Here is a 21065-nt window from a genome sequence, read left to right as displayed (position 1 = left end):
AAAAGCCAGATCAAAAGCTAGATCAAAAGCTAGATCAAAAGCTAGATCAAAAGCTAGATCAAAAGCTAGATCAAAAGCATTGCGCAAAAAAAACCCGGGTTCTGGGGGGGGAATCCGGGTTAAGACCATTAGGAGTAAAACAAAGGTACGCGGTCCCTGAGCACCTTTATCGGCGCGCCACTTGGGGGGGATGCGCCGCGCCAACACTTCAAGTATTGGTCAGGTTTGGCGCAGTGCCAGTGCATATTGGTCGTTTTTTAAACAGATTTGGAATACGCCGAGGTTCCATTCCTCCCGCAGCGCATGGCCATATGCATCGTGAAACACAGACATGCTTGGATGATCCGTGCAATTTCCCGCAAGTTAGGCATAATAAACCGCTTCGATTGTCATCCAGTCCTTCCCATGCAGAAAGAACCTCGTAAGGTCCGTGAGTTTCGCCGTCGCGAACAGGAAATCCTCGACACCGCGCTCAAGCTGTTTCTCGAACAGGGTGAAGACAGCGTCACCGTCGAGATGATCGCCGACGCCGTGGGCATCGGCAAAGGCACGATCTACAAGCACTTCAAGTCCAAGGCGGAGATCTACCTGCGCCTGATGCTCGACTATGAGCGTGACCTGAACGCGCTGTTGCACTCGGCCGACGTCGACCGCGACAAGGAAGCCCTGTCGCGTGCCTACTTCGAGTTCCGCATGCGCGACCCGCAACGTTACCGGCTGTTCGACCGCCTGGAAGAAAAGGTGGTCAAGGGCAATCAGGTGCCGGAAATGGTCGAGCAACTGCACAGCATTCGGGCCTCCAACTTCGACCGCCTGACCCAGCTGATCAAAGGCCGCATCAGCGAAGGCAAGCTTGAAGACGTACCGCCCTATTTCCACTACTGCGCCGCCTGGGCACTGGTGCATGGCGCCGTGGCGCTGTACCACTCGCCGTTCTGGAGCAATGTGCTGGAGGACCAGGAGGGCTTCTTCCAGTTCCTGATGGACATTGGCGTGCGCATGGGTAACAAGCGCAAGCGCGACCCGGAACCCTCGAACTGAAGCGCAGCTTCGTTCGCTGCTGATACCCGGTATGAAGTGGGGGCTTGCAAAAACCTGATTTATGAGTCAGGTTTTGCCAGCCCTCATCATCCATGCCGGAGTCATTCATGATTGTCGATCGTCAAGGCAGGCGTTTTCGCAACCTGCGCGTCAGCCTGACGGCTGCCTGCAATTACGCCTGCACCTACTGCGTACCAGACGGCAAGCGTCTGGTGGCGGCGCATGACGAATTGTCGGCGGATGCCCTGGCCCGTGGCGTGGCCTACCTGATCGAAGCGGCCGGTATCGAGCGGCTGCGCATCACGGGCGGTGAGCCGCTGGTCAGCCCACGCCTGGATGCCTTTCTGGCCGCTGTGGCCAAACTAAGCCTCGATGATATTTCGTTGACCACCAATGGCCAGCTGTTGGCGCGCAAGTTGCCCCAGTTGCAGGTAGCTGGCATCCGCCGCCTGAATGTTTCACTCGACACCCTTGACCCTCAAGCCTTCCGCCGCATTGCGCGGGGTGGTGACCTGGCCAATGTGCTGGCAGGCATGGAGCAGGCCAGTGCGATGGGGATGCGCATCAAGGTGAACATGGTGCCGATGCGCGGGCAGAACCTCGACCAGGTAGTGCCGCTACTGGATTACTGCCTTGAACGCGGCTTTGAGCTTCGCTTCATAGAGCTCATGCGCATGGGCCACCTGGCGCGTGACCGCAATACCTTCCTGCAACAGTTCCTCGGCCTTGACCCACTGCTCACGCTGATTGGCAGCAGGCACACCTATGCCCAGGTCGATGCGCCAGTGGACGCCACGGCTTTGCGTTATGAAATACCTGGACGTGGGCACTTCGGCGTCATTGCCAACGAAAGCCAGCCGTTCTGCCGCACCTGCTCGCGTTTGCGCTTGTCCTCGACAGGCTGGTTGCATGGCTGCCTTTCGTCCAGCAATCGCCACTTCGTCGGCGATCTGCTGGATAAGCCACGCCATCAGGCATTGCCGGCCCTGCAGCGCTTGCTGGTCAAGGCCCTGGCTGACAAGCAAGAGCAAGCGTTTTCCGGGGATGTGATGGTGATGAAAGTGATCGGTGGCTGAAGCTGGCGCAAAAGCTGCATCCGCCGGCTATTCGCCGGTTTTTCGTCACCGGCCACTGGAGGAAAGATGCGTAGCCTGGTCTTGCTGCTGGCGCTGATGGCGCTGGGCGGTTGCATGAATGTCAGCGATATGGGCGAGGGCGTTCGTTATCACATGAGCGATGCCGGTCTGCTGGACCACAGTGATACCCGTCGCACCCTGTCGATCCGTCTGCAGCCCGATTCGTTCATCTTCATCGGCCAAGGCGCGTTCGTGCCACCAGGCAAGGGGCCAGTGCCTCGGCAGAACGTGGTGGCCGAGCAGGCCTTCAAGAGCTTTGTCGAATATTTCCCGCTGGTGCGCCGCGCCCAAGGCCCGCTGGGCCTGGAAGAAGCCGTTGCCCAGGCGCGTTCGGTAGGTGCGGACTACGTGTTGTACACCCGCTTCGCCCGTACCGACGACCGTATCGGCAATGGCGACGAATGGTATGACGAACAGGCGGTCGACCGCTTGGGTTGGGACAGTGGCGTGGTGCAGATGATGCTGATCGAAACCAATACCCGCTACCTGATCGATACCGCACGCATCAAGAGCCGTGGCGGTTTGTTGACGTTCCACGACAATACCCCCGAGGATTTGCTTGGCGCCCCGATGCGCGAGTACGCTCGTAGCCTTCTGGGCATGAGCGAATGAGGCAGGTGTGATGAGCGATTCCGGCAAGGCCAATGATCTTCTGGCGCAGATCCCCAAGGCCAAGGGGTTGCCGCCGGTGCATCTGTGGAACCCGGACTTCTGCGGCGACATCGACATGCGGATCGCTCGCGATGGCACCTGGTACTACCTGGGTACGCCGATCGGGCGCAAACCGATGGTGCGGCTGTTCTCCACCATCATCCGCCGCGATGGCGATGACTACTTCCTGGTTACCCCGGTAGAAAAGGTTGGCATCCGCGTGGATGACGCGCCGTTCGTGGCGGTGGCGCTGGAGGTGCTGGGGGAGGGCGAACAGCAGGTGCTGCGCTTTACCAGCAATGTCGAGGACCAGGTGGATGCCGGGCCGGACAGCCCGCTGCGTGTGGTGATCGACCCGGTGACGCAGGAACCGTCGCCCTATGTGCTGATGCGCAGCAACCTTGAAGCGCTGATTCATCGCAACGTGTTCTACCAGCTGGTGGAACTGGCGGTGCCGTGTGTGATCGAGGGCGAGGAGTGGCTTGGGGTGTGGAGCCAAGGGGCGTTTTACCCGATCGGCCGGAGTAGCTGAGATCGCCGGGGCTGCGAAGCGGCCCCCTGTTTTTCCTGCGGATTGGCCATTTCGCTTCCGTGGGCCTGGGCCTAACCTGCTGGCAACCGCCATCCAGGAGAAGCCCACCATGAAACCCTTAGCCTTCGTTCTTTTTGCGCTGTTCGCCGCCCAAGCCCCTGTCTGGGCGCACGGCAACGTTGCCGATCAGGTCAAGGTCCTGCAACAACAGCAGCCTTCAAATGCCCCCGGCAAAACCGCCGTCATGCTCACTGTGAGCTACGCGCCCGGCGAAGCATCACCCGCGCACCAGCACCCGGGCGCGGTAATGGCCTATGTGCTGGAAGGGAGCGTGGTATCGAAACTTAACAACGAGCAGGAAAAGACCTACAAGGCCGGCGACTACTGGTATGAGGCGCCTGGTACCGTGCACAGCGTGTCCCGCAATGCCAGCAAGACCCAGCCCGCCAAGCTGCTGGTCTGGAGCCTGGTGGACGAGGGCAAGCCGGTGACCGAGGTGCTGGGCCAATAAACCCGGCGCATAGAAAAAGCCCCCGGTTGCTTGCGCACCCGGGGGCTTTTCAGTGTTTGGCTCCGCGACCTGGACTCGAACCAGGGACCCAATGATTAACAGTCATTTGCTCTACCGACTGAGCTATCGCGGAATCTGCGCGTATCTTACTGATTGCCAAGAGGATGTCAAGCTACCCCTTGGCAAAACAATGAGTTACAGCACTTCCACGATGGCCTTGGTGACCACGTGGATGTTGCTCTGGTTCAGCGCGGCCACTGCGATGCGGCCGGTGTCCAGGGCGTAGATGCCAAAGTCGTTCTTCAGGCGGGCAACCTGTTCAACGGTCAGGCCCGAGTAGGAGAACATGCCAACCTGACGGCCAACGAAGCTGAAGTCGCGGTTGGCGCCATATTCGGCCAGCAGCGAAACCATCTGCTTGCGCATGCCGTGGATACGCTCGCGCATTTCGGCCAGTTCGGTTTCCCACATCTGGCGCAGTTCGGCACTGTTCAGCACGGTGGCCACGATGGTGGCGCCGTGGGTTGGCGGGTTGGAGTAGGTGGTGCGGATCACACGCTTGACCTGCGACAGCACGCGGGTGCTCTCGTCCTTGGACGCGGTGACGATCGACAGTGCACCCACGCGCTCGCCGTACAGCGAGAACGACTTGGAGAACGAGCTGGAAACGAAGAACTCCAGGCCCGACTCGGCGAACAGGCGCACGGCGAAGGCGTCTTCGGCGATGCCGTCACCAAAGCCCTGGTAGGCCATGTCGAGGAACGGTACGTGGCCTTTGGCCTTGACCACTTCCAGGACGTTTTTCCAGTCATCCAGGCTCAGGTCGACGCCGGTCGGGTTGTGGCAGCAGGCGTGCAGCACCACGATCGAGCCGGATGGCAGGTTGTTCAGGTCTTCGAGCATGCCGGCGCGGTTGACGTCGTGGGTCGGCGCGTCGTAATAGCGGTAGTTCTGCACCGGGAAGCCGGCCGATTCGAACAGGGCGCGGTGGTTTTCCCAGCTTGGGTCGCTGATGGCAACCACGGCGTTCGGCGAGATACGCTTGAGGAAGTCGGCGCCAATCTTCAGTGCGCCGGTACCGCCGACGGCCTGCACGGTAACCACGCGGCCAGCGGCCAGCAGTGGCGACTCGGCGCCGAAGATCAGTTTTTGCACAGCCTGGTCGTAGGTGGCGATACCGTCGATCGGCAGGTAGCCGCGCGAGGCGTGCTGGGCGGCACGCTGGGTCTCGGCTTCGATCACGGCGCGCAGCAGCGGAATGCGGCCTTCCTCATTGCAGTACACGCCTACGCCCAGGTTGACCTTGTCGGTACGTGGGTCGGCGTTGAATGCTTCGTTGAGGCCCAGAATAGGGTCGCGGGGTGCCAGCTCGACAGCGGAAAACAGGCTCATTGTTACCTTGGCTCTGATTGGAGAGTGATAGGACGTACACGCTCCAGCCGAATGCACTGAAGCGGTGCACAAACGGGGAGTCAGTATAGTGATACCGACCGGTCACTGCGACACTCTGGCACAGCTTTTCCGGCTATTTGCGCAAATATTTTTCGACCATTGGTCGAATTGCCGGGTCCACCGTTACACGCGCTCACAGCTACGCCTTGAAAGCGCCCCCGGGCGGGCGCATTTGGGTATAGACTACTGGCTAAATTTACAGTTGCTGCAGCACCGTGAGGTCCGTCATGTCCGAGTTCCAGCTCGTCACCCGTTTCCAGCCGGCCGGCGACCAGCCCGAGGCCATTCGCCAGATGGTCGAAGGCATCGAGGCGGGGCTGTCGCACCAGACGTTGCTCGGGGTGACCGGGTCGGGCAAGACCTTCAGCATTGCCAATGTCATCCAGCAAGTGCAGCGCCCGACCCTGGTGCTGGCGCCGAACAAGACCCTGGCCGCGCAGCTGTACGGCGAATTCAAGGCGTTTTTCCCCAACAATGCGGTGGAGTATTTCGTTTCCTACTACGACTACTACCAGCCGGAAGCCTACGTGCCGTCTTCGGACACCTTCATCGAGAAGGACGCCTCGATCAACGACCATATCGAGCAGATGCGCCTGTCGGCGACCAAGGCGCTGCTGGAGCGGCGCGATGCGATCATCGTCACCACCGTTTCGTGCATCTATGGTTTGGGTAGCCCCGAGTCCTACCTGAAAATGGTCCTGCATGTAGACCGTGGTGACAAGCTCGACCAGCGCGCATTGCTGCGCCGTCTGGCGGACCTGCAATACACCCGCAACGAAATGGACTTTGCCCGTGCCACGTTCCGCGTGCGCGGTGATGTGATCGACATTTTCCCGGCGGAATCGGACCTTGAAGCCATCCGCATCGAGCTGTTCGATGACGAGGTGGAAAATATCGCCGCCTTCGACCCGCTCACCGGCGAGGTCTTCCGCAAGCTGCCGCGTTTTACCTTCTACCCCAAGAGCCACTACGTGACGCCGCGGGAAACCCTGCTGGAGGCGGTGGAGGGTATCAAGGAAGAGTTGAAGGAGCGGCTGGAGTACCTGCACAAGGCCAACAAGCTGGTGGAGGCGCAGCGTCTGGAGCAGCGCACCCGCTTCGACCTGGAGATGATCCTGGAGCTGGGCTACTGCAATGGCATCGAGAACTACTCGCGCTACCTGTCTGGCCGCCCGGCCGGCGCACCGCCGCCCACCTTGTACGACTATCTGCCGCCGGATGCGTTACTGGTGATCGATGAATCCCACGTGAGTGTTCCGCAGGTCGGCGCCATGTACAAAGGCGACCGCTCGCGTAAGGAAACGCTGGTCGAATATGGCTTCCGCATGCCCTCGGCGCTGGACAACCGCCCCATGCGTTTCGATGAATGGGAGGACGTCAGCCCGCAAACCATCTTTGTGTCCGCTACCCCTGGCCCCTACGAGGCTGAGCACGCCGGGCGCGTGGTGGAGCAGGTGGTGCGCCCGACCGGCCTCGTCGACCCGCAGGTCGAGGTGCGCCCGGCACTGACCCAGGTGGACGACCTGTTGTCGGAAATCCGCAAGCGTGTGGCCCAGGGCGAGCGGGTGCTGGCCACCACGCTGACCAAGCGCATGGCCGAAGACCTGACCGACTACCTGGCCGACCATGACGTGCGGGTGCGCTACCTGCACTCGGACATCGACACCGTGGAGCGGGTGGAAATCATCCGCGACCTGCGGCTGGGTACCTTCGATGTGCTGGTCGGTATCAACCTGCTGCGTGAGGGCCTGGACATGCCGGAGGTGTCGCTGGTGGCGATCCTCGATGCCGACAAGGAAGGGTTCCTGCGTTCCGAGCGCTCACTGATCCAGACCATCGGGCGTGCTGCGCGAAACCTGAATGGCCGGGCAATCCTTTACGCTGATAACGTCACGGGCTCGATGCAGCGAGCGATAGACGAAACCGAGCGCCGCCGCGAGAAGCAGATCGCGTTCAACGAAGCCAACGGCATCGTGCCCAAGGGTGTGGTCAAGGACATTACCGACATCATGGAAGGTGCCACCGTCCCCGGCGCACGCAGCAAGAAACGCAAGGGCATGGCCAAGGCGGCGGAGGAGAGCGCCCGTTACGAGGCCGAACTGCGCACGCCGGGCGAGATCACCAAGCGTATCAAGCAACTGGAAGAGAAGATGATGCAGTTTGCCCGCGATCTGGAATTCGAGGCGGCGGCGCAGTTGCGTGATGAAATTGCCCAACTGCGCGAGCGGTTGATTACCAGCTGAAGCCTGCCGCCGGCTCTGTGGGAGCGGCCTTGTGTCGCGATTGGGCCGCGTAGCGGTCCCCGGATTTCAGCTTTAAAGCAAATAATGCCGGGGCCGCTGTGCGGCCCAATCGCGACACAAGGCCGCTCCCACTGGGGCTGCGCAGAACTTGAAAGTTGTTTAGTGGGCTTCCCCGGCTTTCAAGCCTTCCGGCAACTTCCGGGTCAGCAACACCGCCACCATGCTCACCGCCAACCCGATCCCGACGAAGTGGAAAGCATCGTTGTACGCCATGATCAACGCCTGCTGGTGGGTAATCTCGCTCAGCTTCCCCAACGCAGCATTGTCATTCCCCAGCCTTTCGGCCAGTTGCGCCAGCCGCTCCGCCACCTGCGGGTTGCTCGGCACCACTGCCTCCCGCAGGTAATCGAAGTAGACCTTGGTCCGCGCATCCAGCAGGGTGGCCAGCAAGGCAATACCAATCGCTCCGCCCAGATTACGCAGGATATTGAACAGGCTCGAAGCCGACCCGGCATCCTGCGGCTGGATATAGGCCGTGGCAATCAGCGAAATGGTCACCATGATCATCGGTTGGCCCAAGGCGCGGATGATCTGGATATGGTTGAACTGCGGCCCGGCAAAATCCGGGTTGAGCACCCCCGAGCCGAAACTGGCCGCACCGAACAGGCAGAACCCCAGCGCACACAGCACCTTGGGCGATATCACCTTCATCAATTGCGGCACCAGCGGTATCAGGAACAGCTGCGGAATCCCCATCCACATGATCACCTCGCCGATCTGCAAGGCGTTGTAACCCTGCACCTGCGCCAGGTACAGCGGTAACAGGTAGATCGACCCGTACAGCCCCACGCCCATGCCCAGGCTGGCAATGCTCGACAGGCCGAAATTGCGGTTGCCCAGGATGCGCAGGTTGATCAGCGGGTGTGGCTTGGAAAACTGCAGGATGACGAAGGTGATCAGGCTGACCAGGGCGATGCTGCCCAGGCCCACGATGAGGTGCGATTCCAGCCAGTCCTTGCGGTGGCCTTCCTCCAGAAACACCTGCAGGCAACCCAGCCCCAGGCCCAGGGTGACGATGCCGGCGTAATCGGTGCTTTTCAGCAGTTCCCAGTGCGCTTCCTTCTTTTCCAGCCCGTACAGTAGGCCGGCGATCATCACCAGCCCCGGCGGGATGTTGATGTAGAAGATGTACTCCCAGCCCCAGTTTTCAGTCAGCCAGCCACCCAGCGTGGGGCCGATGGACGGGGCGAAGGTGGCCGTCATGGCAAACATGGCCATGCCTTTGGCGCGGTGGTGCTCAGGCAGTTTGATCAGGGTGAGGGTGAAGGCCAGCGGGATCAGCGCGCCGCCAGTAAAGCCTTGCAGGGCCCGGAACAGGATCATGCTCTCCAGGTTCCAGGCCATCGAGCACAGCAGTGACGACAGCAGGAAGCCTGCCGATACCCACACCGCCAGGCGACGGGCGGACAATAGCTGCACCAGCCAGGCGGTTAGCGGGATCATGATGATTTCCGCTACCAGGTAGGAGGTGGAAATCCATGAACCTTCTTCCAGCGTGGCCGACAGTGCGCCCTGGATGTCCTTGAGCGACGAGTTGGTGATCTGGATGTCCAGCACCGCCATGAAGGCGCCGAGCATCACGCTCATCACTGCGATCCAGTCGCGTCGGGTGGGCTCGGCTGTAGGCCTGAGCAGTTGATCACCGGCCATCGTGGCCTTCGTTTTCGCTGCGCAGGTCGACGGTGGCGGTTACCGACATGCCGGGGCGGATGCGCCCGTGCAGCGGGTTGTCGGCGCGGAAGGTGAGTTTTACCGGGATGCGCTGCACCACCTTGGTGAAGTTGCCGGTGGCGTTGTCGGGCGGCAGCAGGCTGAATTGCGCGCCCGACGCGGCGAACAGGCTGTCGACCCGGCCTTCGATGGGCGTGTCGGGGTAGCTGTCGAACAGCAGTTCAGCGCGCTGGCCGGGCTGCATGTGGCCAATCTGCGTTTCCTTGAAGTTGGCCTGCACCCAGATGTCTTCGTCTGGCACGATCGACAGCAGGTAGGCGCCGGCCTGCACCACCTGGCCATTGCGCGCATTGCGCTGGCCGATGGTGCCGCTGATTGGTGCGCGGATCTCGCAGCGGGTCAGGTTCAGCTCAGCCTGGGCCAGGTCGGCGCGGGCATTGGCGATTTGCGCATCGAGGCGTTTGAGGTCGGCGTTCAGCGCGTTGACTTGCTGGCGCTGGCTTTGCAGGTCGGCGCGGGCCTTGTCGACCTGGGAGCCGGCGACGTGGCTGTCTGCCGACAGGGTGGTGACCCGTTCTTCGGATACAAAGCCAGGCTTGCGCAGCTTCTCGGCGCGGCTCAGGTCCAGCCGTGAGCGGTCGAAAGTGGCCTGGTTGGCCGCCACCTGGGCCTGGCCGGCAGCAATCAGGCTGCCTTGCTGGGTCAGGCGGCTTTGCGCCTGTGCGTACTCGGCTTCGCGGGTGGCGAGGGCGGCGTGGGCGCGCTCAACCGCCAGCTCGAAGTCGGCGGCTTCCAGGCGCACCAGCAGGTCGCCCTTGTTGACGTGCTGGTTGTCCTCGACCGGCACCGTGTCGATGCGGGCGCCCAGCTGGCTGGAAATGCGCGTGATTTCGCCCTGCACGTAGGCGTTGTCGGTGCTCTCGTAGAAGCGGCCTTTGAAGTACCAGTGGGCCAGGAAGGCGAGGGCGATGAGGGCCACGAGGGTGAAAAAGACCAGCAGGCGGCGTTTGAGTTGGGCGGGCATGGGGACTATCGTTCCAGAAATGTAAATAAATTTAACAGCGGCACAGGGCCTGTCGACAAGTGACGTTCGCGCCATTGCTGGAGCCCGGTGCCTGCCTCCTGCTAACATCCCGCCTTTGTTTCATCTTTCGTTCGAGACCTTCCATGACCACCGTACGCACGCGTATCGCGCCATCGCCTACCGGCGACCCCCATGTCGGCACTGCCTACATCGCCCTGTTCAACTACTGCTTTGCCAAGCAGCACGGCGGTGAGTTCATCCTGCGCATCGAAGACACCGACCAGCTGCGCTCCACGCGCGAGTCGGAACAGCAGATCTTCGACGCCCTGCGCTGGCTCGGCATCGAATGGAACGAAGGCCCGGACGTCGGCGGCCCGCACGGCCCTTACCGGCAGAGCGAGCGTGGCGAGATCTACGCCAAGTACGCCAAGGAACTGGTCGACGCCGGCCACGCCTTCTATTGCTTCTGCACCGCTGAAGAGCTGGACCAGATGCGTGCCGAGCAGCAAGCCCGTGGCGAGACCCCGCGCTACGACGGTCGCGCACTGCTGCTGAGCGCCGAGGAAGTAGAGCGCCGCCTGGCCGCTGGCGAGCCGCATGTGATCCGCATGAAGGTGCCGAGCGAAGGCATGTGCGTGGTCCCGGACATGCTGCGCGGCGATGTCGAAATCCCGTGGGACCGCATGGACATGCAGGTGCTGATGAAGAACGACGGCCTGCCGACGTACTTCCTGGCCAACGTGGTCGACGACCACCTGATGGGCATCACCCACGTACTGCGTGGCGAAGAGTGGCTGCCGTCGGCACCCAAGCTGATCAAGCTGTATGAGTACTTCGGCTGGGAACAGCCAAAGCTGTGCTACATGCCGCTGCTGCGTAACCCGGACAAATCCAAGCTGTCCAAGCGCAAGAACCCGACCTCGGTCACCTTCTACGAGCGCATGGGTTTCATGCCCGAGGCGATGCTCAACTACCTGGGCCGCATGGGCTGGTCGATGCCGGACGAGCGCGAGAAGTTCTCGCTGGCTGAAATGGTCGAACACTTCGACCTGTCGCGCATCTCGCTCGGCGGGCCGATCTTCGACATCGAGAAGCTGTCCTGGCTCAACGGCCAGTGGCTGCGCGAGCTGCCGGTCGAGGAATTTGCGGCACGCCTGCAGAAGTGGGCATTCAACAGCGACTACATGATGAAGATCGCCCCGCACGTGCAGGGCCGTGTGGAAACTTTCAGCCAGGTTGCCCCGCTGGGCGGGTTCTTCTTCGAAGGCGCGCTGAAGCTGGATGCCAAGCTGTTCGAAAGCAAGAAACTGTCGGCTGACCAGGTACGTCAGGTGATCCAGCTGATCCTGTGGAAGCTCGAAAGCCTGCGCCAGTGGGAAAAAGAGCGCATCACCGGCTGCATCCAGGCCGTGGTCGAGGCGCTGGAACTGAAGCTGCGTGACGCCATGCCGCTGATGTTCGCCGCCATCACTGGCCAGGCCAGTTCGGTGTCGGTACTGGACGCCATGGAAATCCTTGGCCCGGACCTGACCCGCTACCGCCTGCGCCAGGCCCTGGACTTGCTGGGTGGCGTGTCGAAGAAAGAAAACAAAGAGTGGGAAAAGCTGCTGGCCTCGATCGCCTGATTCAGCTTTACGCCTAACCTGTGGGAGCGGGCGTGCCCGCGAATGCGATGGTAAATTCAATACCGCATTCGCGGGCATGCCCGCTCCCACAGGTCCATGTAAGCCCCAAAAACCGGGGCAGGGCGGTAAGTTATTGTTATCTGTGAAAAAACTTTTGAATATTTTCGAAATTTCGTTTGACAGCCCGGCAATCCGATCTTAATATGCGCCCCGTCCACAGCGATGAACGAAAACGAAACGCCAGCCACCCAGCCAGCGATTCTGTTCAGAGCGACATTGTGGGGCTATAGCTCAGCTGGGAGAGCGCCTGCATGGCATGCAGGAGGTCAGCGGTTCGATCCCGCTTAGCTCCACCAAATTCCGCTTGGCAGCCAAGGCTGTCGAGCAAGACCGGGTCCAGCAACCGGGTCTTGAAGGTAAGAAGGTTCGTCCCCTTCGTCTAGTGGCCTAGGACACCGCCCTTTCACGGCGGTAACAGGGGTTCGAGTCCCCTAGGGGACGCCAGTTTTGCACAAGCGATGTTTCACGATGTCGCTGGGCCGCGAGGCTAAAAATCCGGGGCTATAGCTCAGCTGGGAGAGCGCCTGCATGGCATGCAGGAGGTCAGCGGTTCGATCCCGCTTAGCTCCACCAATTTTGCCGCGGTTCGCACAAGCGGATCGGCACGAAGGTTACGTCCCCTTCGTCTAGTGGCCTAGGACACCGCCCTTTCACGGCGGTAACAGGGGTTCGAGTCCCCTAGGGGACGCCACTTTTTCCTGCGTTTTGCAGGGCTTAAAAAGGCTCGTCGTTTATTGATGAGTCTTTTGTTTCGGGGCTATAGCTCAGCTGGGAGAGCGCCTGCATGGCATGCAGGAGGTCAGCGGTTCGATCCCGCTTAGCTCCACCATTTCTGCCAGGGTTCACGCAAGTGGATCTTCGCGAAGGTTACGTCCCCTTCGTCTAGTGGCCTAGGACACCGCCCTTTCACGGCGGTAACAGGGGTTCGAGTCCCCTAGGGGACGCCATTTTTACCCGCGTTTTGCGGGACCTTTAAGGCTCATTCGATTATTGAATGGGCCTTTTGTTTTTCTCCCTCCCGAAAAATTCGTAACCGACAGGCGGCGAGAAATTCTGCTTGCCAAAAAATATTATGAGAATAATATTTCGATCATCATATTTTGTCCGGCGAATGTTCAGATGAGCGACAAGAAGAGCAAAACCCGCGAACGCATTCTGGAAGCCGCACGCAGTGCGCTGATCCAGCACGGCCCGGCCGAGCCCAGCGTTAGCCAGGTAATGGGCGCCGCAGGCCTGACCGTCGGTGGTTTTTATGCCCACTTCGACAGTAAGGACGAGCTGATGCTAGAGGCGTTCCGCCAGCTGTTGGGTGAGCGCCGCGCCTTGCTCGCCCAGATCGACCCCAGTCTCGATGGTGCGGGGCGGCGTGCGCTGGCCAGTGCCTTCTACCTGTCGCGCAAACACCGGGATGCCGAAGTGCACGCCTGCCCGCTGCCTAATTCGCTGGGCGAGATGCAGCGCTTGCCGGAAGTCTTCCGTGAGGTGTTGGCCGAACACATCGAGCTGATGACCGCTGCCATGGTCGATCGCCCCGAGGATGCCGACAAAGCCTTGGCCGATCTGGCGTTGATGGTCGGTGGCCTGGCCCTGGCCCGCGCCCTGGGTACCAGCGAGTTGTCAGACCGCATTCTGCGCGCCGCCAAATCGGCGGTGCTTTAACCCTGGAGCATGGCAATGACTACCCTGAGCTGGATTCGTGGTGTCAATGGCACCCTGGGCCGCCTGGCCCCCGAGCATGTCGCGGGCAGGATGCGCCGTGCCTTCATGACGCCGCGCAACTTGCCGCCGCGGGATTGGGAGTTGCCCGTGTTGGCCAGTGCCGAGCGCATTACCCTGCGCTTCGGCTTGTCGGCCCTGCGCTGGGGTAATGGGCCGACCGTGCTGCTGATGCACGGTTGGGAAGGGCGCCCGACCCAGTTTGCTGCGTTGATCGAAACCTTGGTCCAGGCCGGGCACACGGTGGTGTCACTGGAGGGGCCGGGGCATGGGCGTTCGCCTGGCGAGCAGGCCAATGTGGTGCTGTTTGCCCGGGCCCTGCTGGAGGCCGCCGCCGAGCTGCCGCCGCTGCGTGCGGTCATTGGCCATTCCATGGGCGGTGCCAGTGTGTTGCTGGCCTTGCAGATGGGGCTGCGTACAGAGGCTGCGGTCAGCATTGCGGCCCCGGCGCGGCTGTTGGGTGTGTTGCGTGGTTTTGCTCATCGCCTGGGGCTTCCGGCACGGGCGCGGGCGGCGTTCATTCGGCAGATTGAGCGGGATGTGGGGATGCAGATAGCCCGGCTGGATGTGACCGGTTATCAGCTGGAGTTGCCGGGGCTGGTGGTGCATGCCGCTGATGACGCCTTGGTGGCCGCCGATGAGGCTCAGGTTATCCATAAAGCGTGGTTCGACAGCCGCCTGATGCTGCTGGAGGCGGGTGGGCATCAGCGTGTACTGTCCGACCCGCGGCTGGGTGAGGCAGTGCTCGAATTGCTCGCCCGCGCTGCTGCACCGGCGCGTCAAAGCGCCTGAGTGGCAGCAGGGCTGGACATTCCCTCACTCGTCACGGCTAAATTCACTTTTTCCGCCAAGGAAGCGAACATGAGCTGGGACCTGGCAACACCCTTCGTCATCGACCTGCGCGTCGGCAGCGAGGACATTGATGGCCTCGGCCACGCCAATAACGCGGTGTACGTCACCTGGCTGGAGCGCTGCGCCTGGCGCCACTCCCAGCGTCTGGGCCTGGACCTGGCCGAATACCGTCGGCTAGACCGCGCCATGGCGGTAGTGCGTCACGAAATCGACTACCTGGCCGCCGCCTACGAGGACGATGAACTGCAACTGGCCACCTGGATCATCGATTGGGACCAGCGCCTGCGCATGACCCGCCGTTTCCAGCTCAAGCGCCCGCGTGACGGCGTGACCCTGCTGCGTGCGCAAACCACCTTCGCCTGCATCGAGCTGTCCAGCGGTAAGCCCAAACGCATGCCGGCAGAATTCCTTGACGGTTACGGCCCGGCGCTGATCGGCGCCTGAAACCCCGGCAATTTTTGTTAGACTGCCAGCTTTTTCCGCCGAGACCCCGACATGCAAATTGCCCTGGCCCCCATGGAGGGGCTGGTCGACAACATCCTGCGCGACGTACTGACCCGCGTGGGCGGCATCGACTGGTGCGTCACCGAGTTCATTCGTGTGTGCGACCGCCTGCTGCCGCCTTCTTCGTTCGACAAGCTGGCGCCCGAGCTGCGCCAGGGCGCGCGCACGGCTGCCGGGGTGCCCATGCGTGTGCAGTTGCTGGGTTCGGACCCGGTATGTCTGGCGGAAAACGCCGCGCTGGCCTGCGAGCTGGGCGCGCCGGTGATCGACCTGAACTTTGGCTGCCCGGCCAAGACCGTGAACAAGTCGCGGGGTGGTGCCGTGCTGCTCAAGGAGCCGGAACTGCTGCACGCCATCGTGCGCGAAGTGCGCCGTGCCGTGCCGGCAGATATCCCGGTGACCTCGAAGATGCGCCTGGGCTTCGACAGCCCTGATGGTGCACTGGAGTGTGCCACGGCGCTGGCCGAAGGCGGCTCGGCGCACCTGGTGGTGCATGCACGGACCAAGGTCGAAGGCTACAAACCGCCGGCGCACTGGGAGTGGGTGGCGCGGGTGCAGGATGTGGTGAAGGTGCCGGTGTTCGCCAATGGCGAGATCTGGACTGTCGATGACTGGCGGCGTTGCCGTGAGGTCAGTGGGGCCGAAGACATCATGCTGGGCCGTGGGCTGGTATCGCGTCCCGACCTGGGTCTGCAGATTGCGGCCGCGCGTGACGGGCGCGATTATCAGCCGATGAGCTGGGACGATTTGCTGCCGTTGCTGCGCGAGTTCTGGCGTCAGGCGCAGCACAAGCTGTCGCCGCGCTATGCGCCGGGGCGGATGAAGCAGTGGTTGGCGATGCTGACGCGCAGTTACCCGGAGGCGGTGGTGCTGTTTGCCGAGTTGCGGCGGGAGGATGATTGCGCGCGGATCAGCCGGTTGCTGGGGGTTGAGGCTGCGTCCTTCGAGGCTTGCGTTGCCTGATTCGGCCCTTTCGCGGGCGTGCCCGCGAAAAGGGCGGCACTGATTTCAGATTTTTTCTACTTGCCCCTTGAAAGCATTTCCCCCGGCCATATCTCTTGAGTACGCGATGCCGAAGTCGGGTCGCGTAATGACTTACTTGCTGAATCTCAGGAGTTTATCACCATGACCACCGCTTTCTCTCTCGCACCCCTGTTCCGCCATTCCGTAGGTTTCGACCGTTTCAACGACCTGTTCGAATCTGCGGCACGTAACGAGGCCGGTAGCAGCTACCCGCCCTACAACGTGGAAAAGCATGGCGATGACCACTATCGCATCGTGGTTGCCGCAGCCGGTTTCCAGGAGCAGGACCTCGACCTGCAAGTCGAAAAAGGCGTCCTGACCGTGACCGGTGGCAAGCGCGACAATGGCGCCGCTGAAGTGACCTACCTGCACCAGGGTATCGCGCAACGCGCCTTCAAGCTGTCGTTCCGCCTGGCCGACCATATCGAAGTGAAGGCCGCCGGCCTGGCCAATGGCCTGCTCAGCATCGACCTGCTGCGCATCGTGCCTGAAGAAGCCAAGGCCAAGCGCATCCCGATCAATGGCGACAAGCCAGCGCTGAACTGATCGCGCTGCAGTGAAGAAGGGCACCCTCGGGTGCCCTTCTTGCGTTTGCAGGCCGGATCAGTAACCCGCCGGCGCCTCCAGCAACATCTGCCGAAACTCCGGCAACGGCAATGGCCGGCTGTGCAGGTAACCCTGGTACAAGTGGCAGCCCAGCCGTTCGAGGAATTCCAGCTGTTCGGTCAGTTCTACCCCCTCGGCAATCACGGCCAGGTCCAGGCTGCGGGCCATGGCAACGATGGCGCGCACGATTTCCGCGTCGTTGGGGTCGACCGGCGCGTCGCGCACGAAGGTCTGGTCGATCTTCAGCGCATCCACCGGCAGGCGCTTGAGGTAGGTGAGTGAGGAATAACCGGTGCCAAAGTCATCCATGGCAAAGCTCACCCCGAAGCGCTTGAGTTCGCGCATTTTGCTGATGGTGTCTTCCAGGTTCTGGATCACGATGCCTTCGGTGATTTCCAGCTTGAGCATGTGCCGAGGCAGGCGATAGTCGTCCAGGCTGCGCAGCACGCGCCCGACAAAGTCGTTCTGACGGAACTGCCGCGGGCTGATGTTCACGCACAGGCTGAAATCATCCGCGTCGATCAGCCCGTCGGTCAGCATGCGTGCGCAAGCATCGCACGCTTCATCGAGGATCCAGCTGCCAACTTCCAGAATCAGGCCGCTTTCCTCCAGCACCTGGATAAACTGCCCGGGTGGTTGCTGACCCAGTTGCGGGTGGTGCCAGCGCAGCAGCACTTCAGCCCCGACGATGCGGTTGTCGCGGGCATCCACCTGGGGCTGGAAGTGCAGGGCCAGTTCGCCACGGGCCAAGGCCAGGCGCAGGTCGTTTTCCATGCGCAAGCGCTCGCTGGCGGCCTTCTGCATGGTGGTGTGGAACAGCTGGGTGGTGTTACGCCCGGAGTCCTTGGCCCGGTACAGGGCAATGTCGGCACGCTTGAGCAAATCGGCCGGGGTAGCGCCGTGGTCAGGGATCAGCGCCACGCCGATACTGGGCGTTACCTGCAGCCGCTGGCCATCCAGCGACATCGGTTCGGCCAGCAGTTCGCGCAGGGTGTCGGCCAGTTCGCGCACTTTTTCCTCGACCAGTTCGCGGCTGCCTTCCAGGCCGCTGAGCAGTACCACGAACTCGTCGCCCCCCAGCCGCGCCACGGTGTCTTCCAGGCGCACGCTGGCCTCCAGGCGGGCGGTGATGATCTTCAGCACCGTGTCGCCCACCGGATGGCCCAGCGAGTCGTTGATGTGCTTGAAGTGGTCGAGGTCGAGGAACAGCAGGGCGCCGCGCAAGTTGTGGCGCTTGAGCAGGGCGATCTGCTGGCTCAGGCGGTCCATCAGCAGGGCGCGGTTGGGCAGGTTGGTCAGCGGGTCGTGGTAGGCCAGGTGGCGAATCTGCGCCTGGGCATTCTTCAGCTGGCTGACGTCACGGGCGGTCAGCAGCAGGCAGTCCACCTCGTTGAGGGTGATCGGCTCGACCGAGACTTCCACGGTAAGGATATCGCCGCGCTTGTTGCGCCCGAGCATTTCCCGGTGATGCACGCGGCCGCGCTCGCGTAACTCGGCCAGCAGCGCGCTGCGCTGCTTGTCGTCCGCCCAGATACCGATCTCGTACACCGTGTGGCCGACTACTTCGGCTGCGCTGTAACCCGTCAGGCGGCAGAAGCCATCGTTGATTTCCAGGTAGCGTCCGCTATGGCGTTCGGTGATGGTGATGGCGTCGGGGCTGGAGTGGAAGGCCTTGGCGAACTTCTCCTCGCTGGACTTCAGTGCGGCTTCGGCGCGTTGCTGCTGGGTAATGTCGCGCAGGGTGGTCACGCTGCACGGCTGGTCATCGACGGTGATCAGGCGGCTGGAAATCACGCACGTCAGGGGGGCGCCATTGCGGTGGTTGACCACCACGGCGACGTTGCTCAGGGCCTGTTCGCGGATCACCCGCTCGATGCGTTGCGCACGCTCGATGGACTCGGCCCACAGGCCGATTTCCTCTGCGGTGCGGCCAAGCACCTGCTCGCTGCCCCAGCCGAAGGTCTGGGTGAACGCCGGGTTGATCTCGATGAACTGGCCGGTGTCCTGGCGAGTGACGCAGATCGGGTCGGGGCTGACCTGGAACAGGCTGGCGAACTTCTCTTCCGAGGCGCTCAGGCGCTGTTCGCGCTCCACCTGGTCGGTGATGTCGAGCAGGGTGCCGGCCATGCGCAGCGGGTTGCCTTGTTCGTCGCGGTACAGGCGTGCGCGGCTTTCGATATAGCGCGAAATGCCGTTTTCCAGTTGCACCCGGTAAGTGATCTGGTAGTTGCCGGCGGGCCCTTCGCGCAGGCTGCGGTAGGCCTGGCGCATCGAGTTGCGCTCCTGCTCCGGTACCCCCTCGAAAAAGGCATCGAACGATTCATGAAAGGGGATGGGCGGTAGGCCGTGCAACTGCGCGGCCCGGGCAGAGCCGTAGAGCATGCCGCTGGGGATATGCCAGTCCCAGGTGCCCAGCTGCGCCGAATCCAGGGCCAGGTCCAGGCGCTCCTGGCTGTCCTTCAGGGCCTGCTCGGCGCGCTTGCGCTCGGTGGTGTCGACGAAGGTGCTGATCAGAAAGGTCACGCCTTCCAGTTCGATGCCCTGAGTGCAGAGGATGCCGTCATGCACCTTGCCGCTGGTGGCGCGGAACTGCACCTCCATGATCAATGGGCCGCCGTTGGCGCGGGTTGACTCCATCACCTGGTGGCGTTGTTCGGGGTTGACCCACAGGCCCAGCTCCAGGCTGGTCTTGCCGATCACCTGGCTGCCAGGCCAGCCGAACATGTCTTCGAAGTGCTGGTTGACCTCGAAAATCATGCCGTCGTGGCGGCGGGTGAGCAAAATGGCGTTGGGGCTGAGGTGGAACAGCGTGGCGAAGCGCTTTTCCGAATTGATCAGCGCGGTTTCCCGCTCGCGCTGGCGGGTGATTTCGCGGATTACCCCGATCATCTGCGGCCGGCCATGCGGGTCGTGGGTCAGGCTGCCGTTAATCTCCAGCCAGTGCAGGCTGCCGTCCGGCCAGCGGATGCGATGACGCATGGCCTGTTCCACCGGCTCGCCGTTGAACACCGCCTGGAACACCTGGCGCGTGCGGGCGCGGTCTTCTTCGGGCAGCAGGTCGAGGTAGTCGACATCGGCAGGCAGCGGGCGCTGCGGGTCGAAGCCGAACAGGGCCTGGGTGCCCCGTGACCAGCTGACACGGCCGCTTTCAATATCCCACAGCCATGCCCCCAACCGGGCGCCGTTCAGCGCGGCCAGCAGTTGTGGGGCGTTCTGCCAGGCCTGTTCGGACTCCTGGGGGTCGGCCGCAGGAATACGCGGCAGGCGCAAAAAGCGGTTTGCTGATTTGGGCATCGGTACCAGACCTTTGGCGTATGACGCGTCCTTGGATTCGGAAATACCTGGCTGACGGCCGGTCAGGCGGGCCCCGCGTGGCTGTCGAGCAGGGCCATGAATGCCCTGGCCGCGTTCGATAGCGTACGCTCCGTGTGCAAAATGTAGCCTAGCTGGCGCGACAGCTGTATGCCGGGCAAAGCGATGGGTGCAACCTGTTCGTCGAGCATGGTGCGCGGCAGCACGCTCCAGGCCAGGCCGATCGACACCATCATCTTGATGGTTTCCAGGTAGTTGGTGCTCATGGCGATGTTCGGCGTGAGGCCCTGGCTTTCGAACAGGCGCTGGACGATGTGGTGGGTAAAGGTGTTGCCGCCGGGGAAAACCGCCGGGTGACGGGCCACATCGGCCAGGCCGACCGCATTGTTGGCCAGCGGGTGCTCGGGGGCGGCGACAAAATCCAGGGCGTCGTCCCACACGGGCACTGCCTTGACCAGGTGATGCGGCTCGGGCGCCAGGGTGATCACGGCGATTTCGGCGCGGCCATGCAGAATCTCGTCGTAGGCCTGTTCTGAATCGAGAAACTGAATATCCAGCGCCACGGCCGGGTACTGGCGGGTGAACGCCCGTAATAGCGGGGGCAGGCGGTGCAGGCCGATGTGGTGGCTGGTGGCCAGGGTGAGGCGACCGCTCACTTCCCCCGACAAATTGGTCAGCGCACGTCGGGTATCATCAAGGACGTTGAGGATCTGGTAGGCCCGGGGCAGCAGGGCGCGTCCGGCCTCGGTCAGGGTGACCTCGCGGCCCAGGCGGTCGAACAGGCGCACATCCAGCTGCTGCTCCAGCCCGGCGATGCGCTTGCTGATGGCGGGCTGGGTCAGGAACAGGCGTTCAGCCGCCCCGGAGAAGCTGCCGGTTTCGGCAATGGCGATGAAGGCGCTGAGGTTGGCCAGGTCCAAGGGTTGCATTCCTCTTGGTTATCCAAAGGATAAAAATTATGAATTTGAGTTATTCAATCTAACCCCATAGCATCGTCCGTACAAGCCAAGGGGTCTTTGGCATAGAAAGACGCTGATGAGGAACAG

The 21065-nt window shown here is 62.2% G+C and carries 17 protein-coding genes and 7 tRNA genes; 18 read left to right on the top strand and 6 right to left on the bottom strand.

Annotated features, from left to right (window positions below):
• Positions 1-405: 405 nt before the first annotated feature.
• The 5 genes from A0O30_RS01555 to A0O30_RS01535 all read left to right on the top strand — a co-directional run bounded on the left by A0O30_RS01555 (position 406) and on the right by A0O30_RS01535 (position 3871).
• On the top strand, positions 406-1041 hold the full coding sequence (locus A0O30_RS01555; protein ID WP_003260720.1) for a TetR/AcrR family transcriptional regulator: 636 nt from the start codon (positions 406-408) through the stop codon (positions 1039-1041).
• A 107-nt stretch (positions 1042-1148) separates the two neighbouring features.
• The gene (locus A0O30_RS01550; RefSeq protein ID WP_105945344.1) at positions 1149-2117 is read left to right on the top strand and encodes a GTP 3',8-cyclase MoaA; all 969 of its coding nucleotides are present in this window, start codon (positions 1149-1151) and stop codon (positions 2115-2117) included.
• Positions 2118-2183: 66 nt separating this feature from the next.
• Positions 2184-2789 (top strand): DUF4823 domain-containing protein, encoded by a 606-nt coding sequence (locus A0O30_RS01545; RefSeq protein ID WP_019098587.1) that lies wholly within the window; start codon positions 2184-2186, stop codon positions 2787-2789.
• Positions 2790-2799: 10 nt separating this feature from the next.
• Positions 2800-3360 carry a DUF1285 domain-containing protein gene (locus A0O30_RS01540; protein ID WP_105945343.1) on the top strand — a complete coding sequence of 187 codons (561 nt, stop codon included), beginning with the start codon at positions 2800-2802 and terminating at the stop codon, positions 3358-3360.
• Positions 3361-3469: 109 nt separating this feature from the next.
• The gene (locus A0O30_RS01535) at positions 3470-3871 is read left to right on the top strand and encodes a cupin domain-containing protein (protein WP_105945342.1); all 402 of its coding nucleotides are present in this window, start codon (positions 3470-3472) and stop codon (positions 3869-3871) included.
• Positions 3872-3928: 57 nt separating this feature from the next.
• Here the strand turns inward: A0O30_RS01535 and A0O30_RS01530 are convergent.
• Together A0O30_RS01530 and A0O30_RS01525 are read right to left on the bottom strand one after the other, a co-directional pair.
• Positions 3929-4004 (bottom strand) — tRNA-Asn (locus A0O30_RS01530).
• Positions 4005-4066: 62 nt separating this feature from the next.
• Positions 4067-5263 (bottom strand): amino acid aminotransferase, encoded by a 1197-nt coding sequence (locus A0O30_RS01525; protein ID WP_016715151.1) that lies wholly within the window; start codon positions 5261-5263, stop codon positions 4067-4069.
• A 287-nt stretch (positions 5264-5550) separates the two neighbouring features.
• Between A0O30_RS01525 and uvrB the strand changes: the two genes are divergently transcribed.
• Positions 5551-7566 carry an excinuclease ABC subunit UvrB gene (uvrB, locus tag A0O30_RS01520; RefSeq protein ID WP_105945341.1) on the top strand — a complete coding sequence of 672 codons (2016 nt, stop codon included), beginning with the start codon at positions 5551-5553 and terminating at the stop codon, positions 7564-7566.
• A 159-nt stretch (positions 7567-7725) separates the two neighbouring features.
• On the opposite strand, the gene A0O30_RS01515 is transcribed toward uvrB, so the two are convergent.
• Together A0O30_RS01515 and A0O30_RS01510 are read right to left on the bottom strand one after the other, a co-directional pair.
• Positions 7726-9216, bottom strand: a complete 1491-nt coding sequence (locus A0O30_RS01515; RefSeq protein WP_177410241.1) for an MDR family MFS transporter — start codon at positions 9214-9216, stop codon at positions 7726-7728.
• Positions 9217-9265: 49 nt separating this feature from the next.
• On the bottom strand, positions 9266-10321 hold the full coding sequence (locus A0O30_RS01510; protein WP_025754820.1) for an HlyD family secretion protein: 1056 nt from the start codon (positions 10319-10321) through the stop codon (positions 9266-9268).
• Positions 10322-10464: 143 nt separating this feature from the next.
• Between A0O30_RS01510 and gltX the strand changes: the two genes are divergently transcribed.
• The 12 genes from gltX to A0O30_RS01450 all read left to right on the top strand — a co-directional run bounded on the left by gltX (position 10465) and on the right by A0O30_RS01450 (position 16647).
• Positions 10465-11946, top strand: a complete 1482-nt coding sequence (gene gltX, locus A0O30_RS01505; protein ID WP_060498767.1) for a glutamate--tRNA ligase — start codon at positions 10465-10467, stop codon at positions 11944-11946.
• A gap of 280 nt (positions 11947-12226) precedes the next feature.
• Positions 12227-12302: transfer RNA gene (locus A0O30_RS01500), tRNA-Ala, on the top strand.
• Between the two features lie 72 nt (positions 12303-12374).
• Positions 12375-12450 (top strand) — tRNA-Glu (locus A0O30_RS01495).
• Positions 12451-12503: 53 nt separating this feature from the next.
• Positions 12504-12579: transfer RNA gene (locus A0O30_RS01490), tRNA-Ala, on the top strand.
• Positions 12580-12621: 42 nt separating this feature from the next.
• Positions 12622-12697: transfer RNA gene (locus tag A0O30_RS01485), tRNA-Glu, on the top strand.
• Positions 12698-12759: 62 nt separating this feature from the next.
• Positions 12760-12835: transfer RNA gene (locus tag A0O30_RS01480), tRNA-Ala, on the top strand.
• A gap of 42 nt (positions 12836-12877) precedes the next feature.
• A tRNA-Glu gene (locus A0O30_RS01475) sits at positions 12878-12953 on the top strand.
• A 172-nt stretch (positions 12954-13125) separates the two neighbouring features.
• The gene (locus A0O30_RS01470) at positions 13126-13665 is read left to right on the top strand and encodes a TetR/AcrR family transcriptional regulator (RefSeq protein ID WP_016715158.1); all 540 of its coding nucleotides are present in this window, start codon (positions 13126-13128) and stop codon (positions 13663-13665) included.
• 15 nt (positions 13666-13680) lie between these two features.
• Positions 13681-14514, top strand: coding sequence for an alpha/beta hydrolase (locus A0O30_RS01465; protein WP_105945339.1), 834 nt, complete (start codon positions 13681-13683; stop codon positions 14512-14514).
• A 69-nt stretch (positions 14515-14583) separates the two neighbouring features.
• Complete coding sequence (locus A0O30_RS01460) at positions 14584-15018, top strand: thioesterase family protein (RefSeq protein WP_015269427.1); 435 nt, start codon at positions 14584-14586, stop codon at positions 15016-15018.
• A 51-nt stretch (positions 15019-15069) separates the two neighbouring features.
• Positions 15070-16041: a tRNA-dihydrouridine synthase gene (locus tag A0O30_RS01455; RefSeq protein WP_105945338.1), complete on the top strand. Its 972-nt coding sequence runs from the start codon at positions 15070-15072 to the stop codon at positions 16039-16041.
• A 162-nt stretch (positions 16042-16203) separates the two neighbouring features.
• Positions 16204-16647, top strand: coding sequence for an Hsp20 family protein (locus A0O30_RS01450; RefSeq protein WP_051099848.1), 444 nt, complete (start codon positions 16204-16206; stop codon positions 16645-16647).
• 57 nt (positions 16648-16704) lie between these two features.
• Here the strand turns inward: A0O30_RS01450 and A0O30_RS01445 are convergent, their stop codons facing one another.
• A complete protein-coding gene (locus A0O30_RS01445) occupies positions 16705-20001 on the bottom strand; it encodes a PAS domain S-box protein (protein WP_105945337.1) in 3297 nt (1098 codons plus the stop codon).
• Between the two features lie 62 nt (positions 20002-20063).
• On the bottom strand, positions 20064-20939 hold the full coding sequence (locus tag A0O30_RS01440; protein WP_105945351.1) for a LysR family transcriptional regulator: 876 nt from the start codon (positions 20937-20939) through the stop codon (positions 20064-20066).
• Between the last annotated feature and the right edge of the window lie 126 nt (positions 20940-21065).

It is taken from the genome of Pseudomonas sp. LLC-1, assembly GCF_002992185.1.
In the GTDB taxonomy this organism is placed as follows: Bacteria; Pseudomonadota; Gammaproteobacteria; order Pseudomonadales; family Pseudomonadaceae; genus Aquipseudomonas; species Aquipseudomonas monteilii.
The sequence above is the reverse complement of the archived record's forward strand: the minus strand, read 5'-3'. Positions and strand labels throughout refer to the sequence as shown.

Excerpts from the sequence above, each read along its gene's own strand:
- A0O30_RS01465 (WP_105945339.1), top strand. The coding sequence starts at position 13,681 with ATGACTACCCTGAGCTGGATTCGTGGTGTCAATGGCACCCTGGGCCGC.
- A0O30_RS01555 (WP_003260720.1), top strand. The coding sequence starts at position 406 with ATGCAGAAAGAACCTCGTAAGGTCCGTGAGTTTCGCCGTCGCGAACAG.
- uvrB (WP_105945341.1), top strand. The coding sequence starts at position 5,551 with ATGTCCGAGTTCCAGCTCGTCACCCGTTTCCAGCCGGCCGGCGACCAG.
- A0O30_RS01470 (WP_016715158.1), top strand. The coding sequence starts at position 13,126 with ATGAGCGACAAGAAGAGCAAAACCCGCGAACGCATTCTGGAAGCCGCA.
- A0O30_RS01535 (WP_105945342.1), top strand. The coding sequence starts at position 3,470 with ATGAAACCCTTAGCCTTCGTTCTTTTTGCGCTGTTCGCCGCCCAAGCC.
- A0O30_RS01550 (WP_105945344.1), top strand. The coding sequence starts at position 1,149 with ATGATTGTCGATCGTCAAGGCAGGCGTTTTCGCAACCTGCGCGTCAGC.
- A0O30_RS01460 (WP_015269427.1), top strand. The coding sequence starts at position 14,584 with ATGAGCTGGGACCTGGCAACACCCTTCGTCATCGACCTGCGCGTCGGC.
- A0O30_RS01525 (WP_016715151.1), bottom strand. The coding sequence starts at position 5,263 with ATGAGCCTGTTTTCCGCTGTCGAGCTGGCACCCCGCGACCCTATTCTG.
- A0O30_RS01445 (WP_105945337.1), bottom strand. The coding sequence starts at position 20,001 with ATGCCCAAATCAGCAAACCGCTTTTTGCGCCTGCCGCGTATTCCTGCG.
- A0O30_RS01540 (WP_105945343.1), top strand. The coding sequence starts at position 2,800 with ATGAGCGATTCCGGCAAGGCCAATGATCTTCTGGCGCAGATCCCCAAG.
- A0O30_RS01510 (WP_025754820.1), bottom strand. The coding sequence starts at position 10,321 with ATGCCCGCCCAACTCAAACGCCGCCTGCTGGTCTTTTTCACCCTCGTG.
- A0O30_RS01455 (WP_105945338.1), top strand. The coding sequence starts at position 15,070 with ATGCAAATTGCCCTGGCCCCCATGGAGGGGCTGGTCGACAACATCCTG.
- gltX (WP_060498767.1), top strand. The coding sequence starts at position 10,465 with ATGACCACCGTACGCACGCGTATCGCGCCATCGCCTACCGGCGACCCC.
- A0O30_RS01450 (WP_051099848.1), top strand. The coding sequence starts at position 16,204 with ATGACCACCGCTTTCTCTCTCGCACCCCTGTTCCGCCATTCCGTAGGT.
- A0O30_RS01545 (WP_019098587.1), top strand. The coding sequence starts at position 2,184 with ATGCGTAGCCTGGTCTTGCTGCTGGCGCTGATGGCGCTGGGCGGTTGC.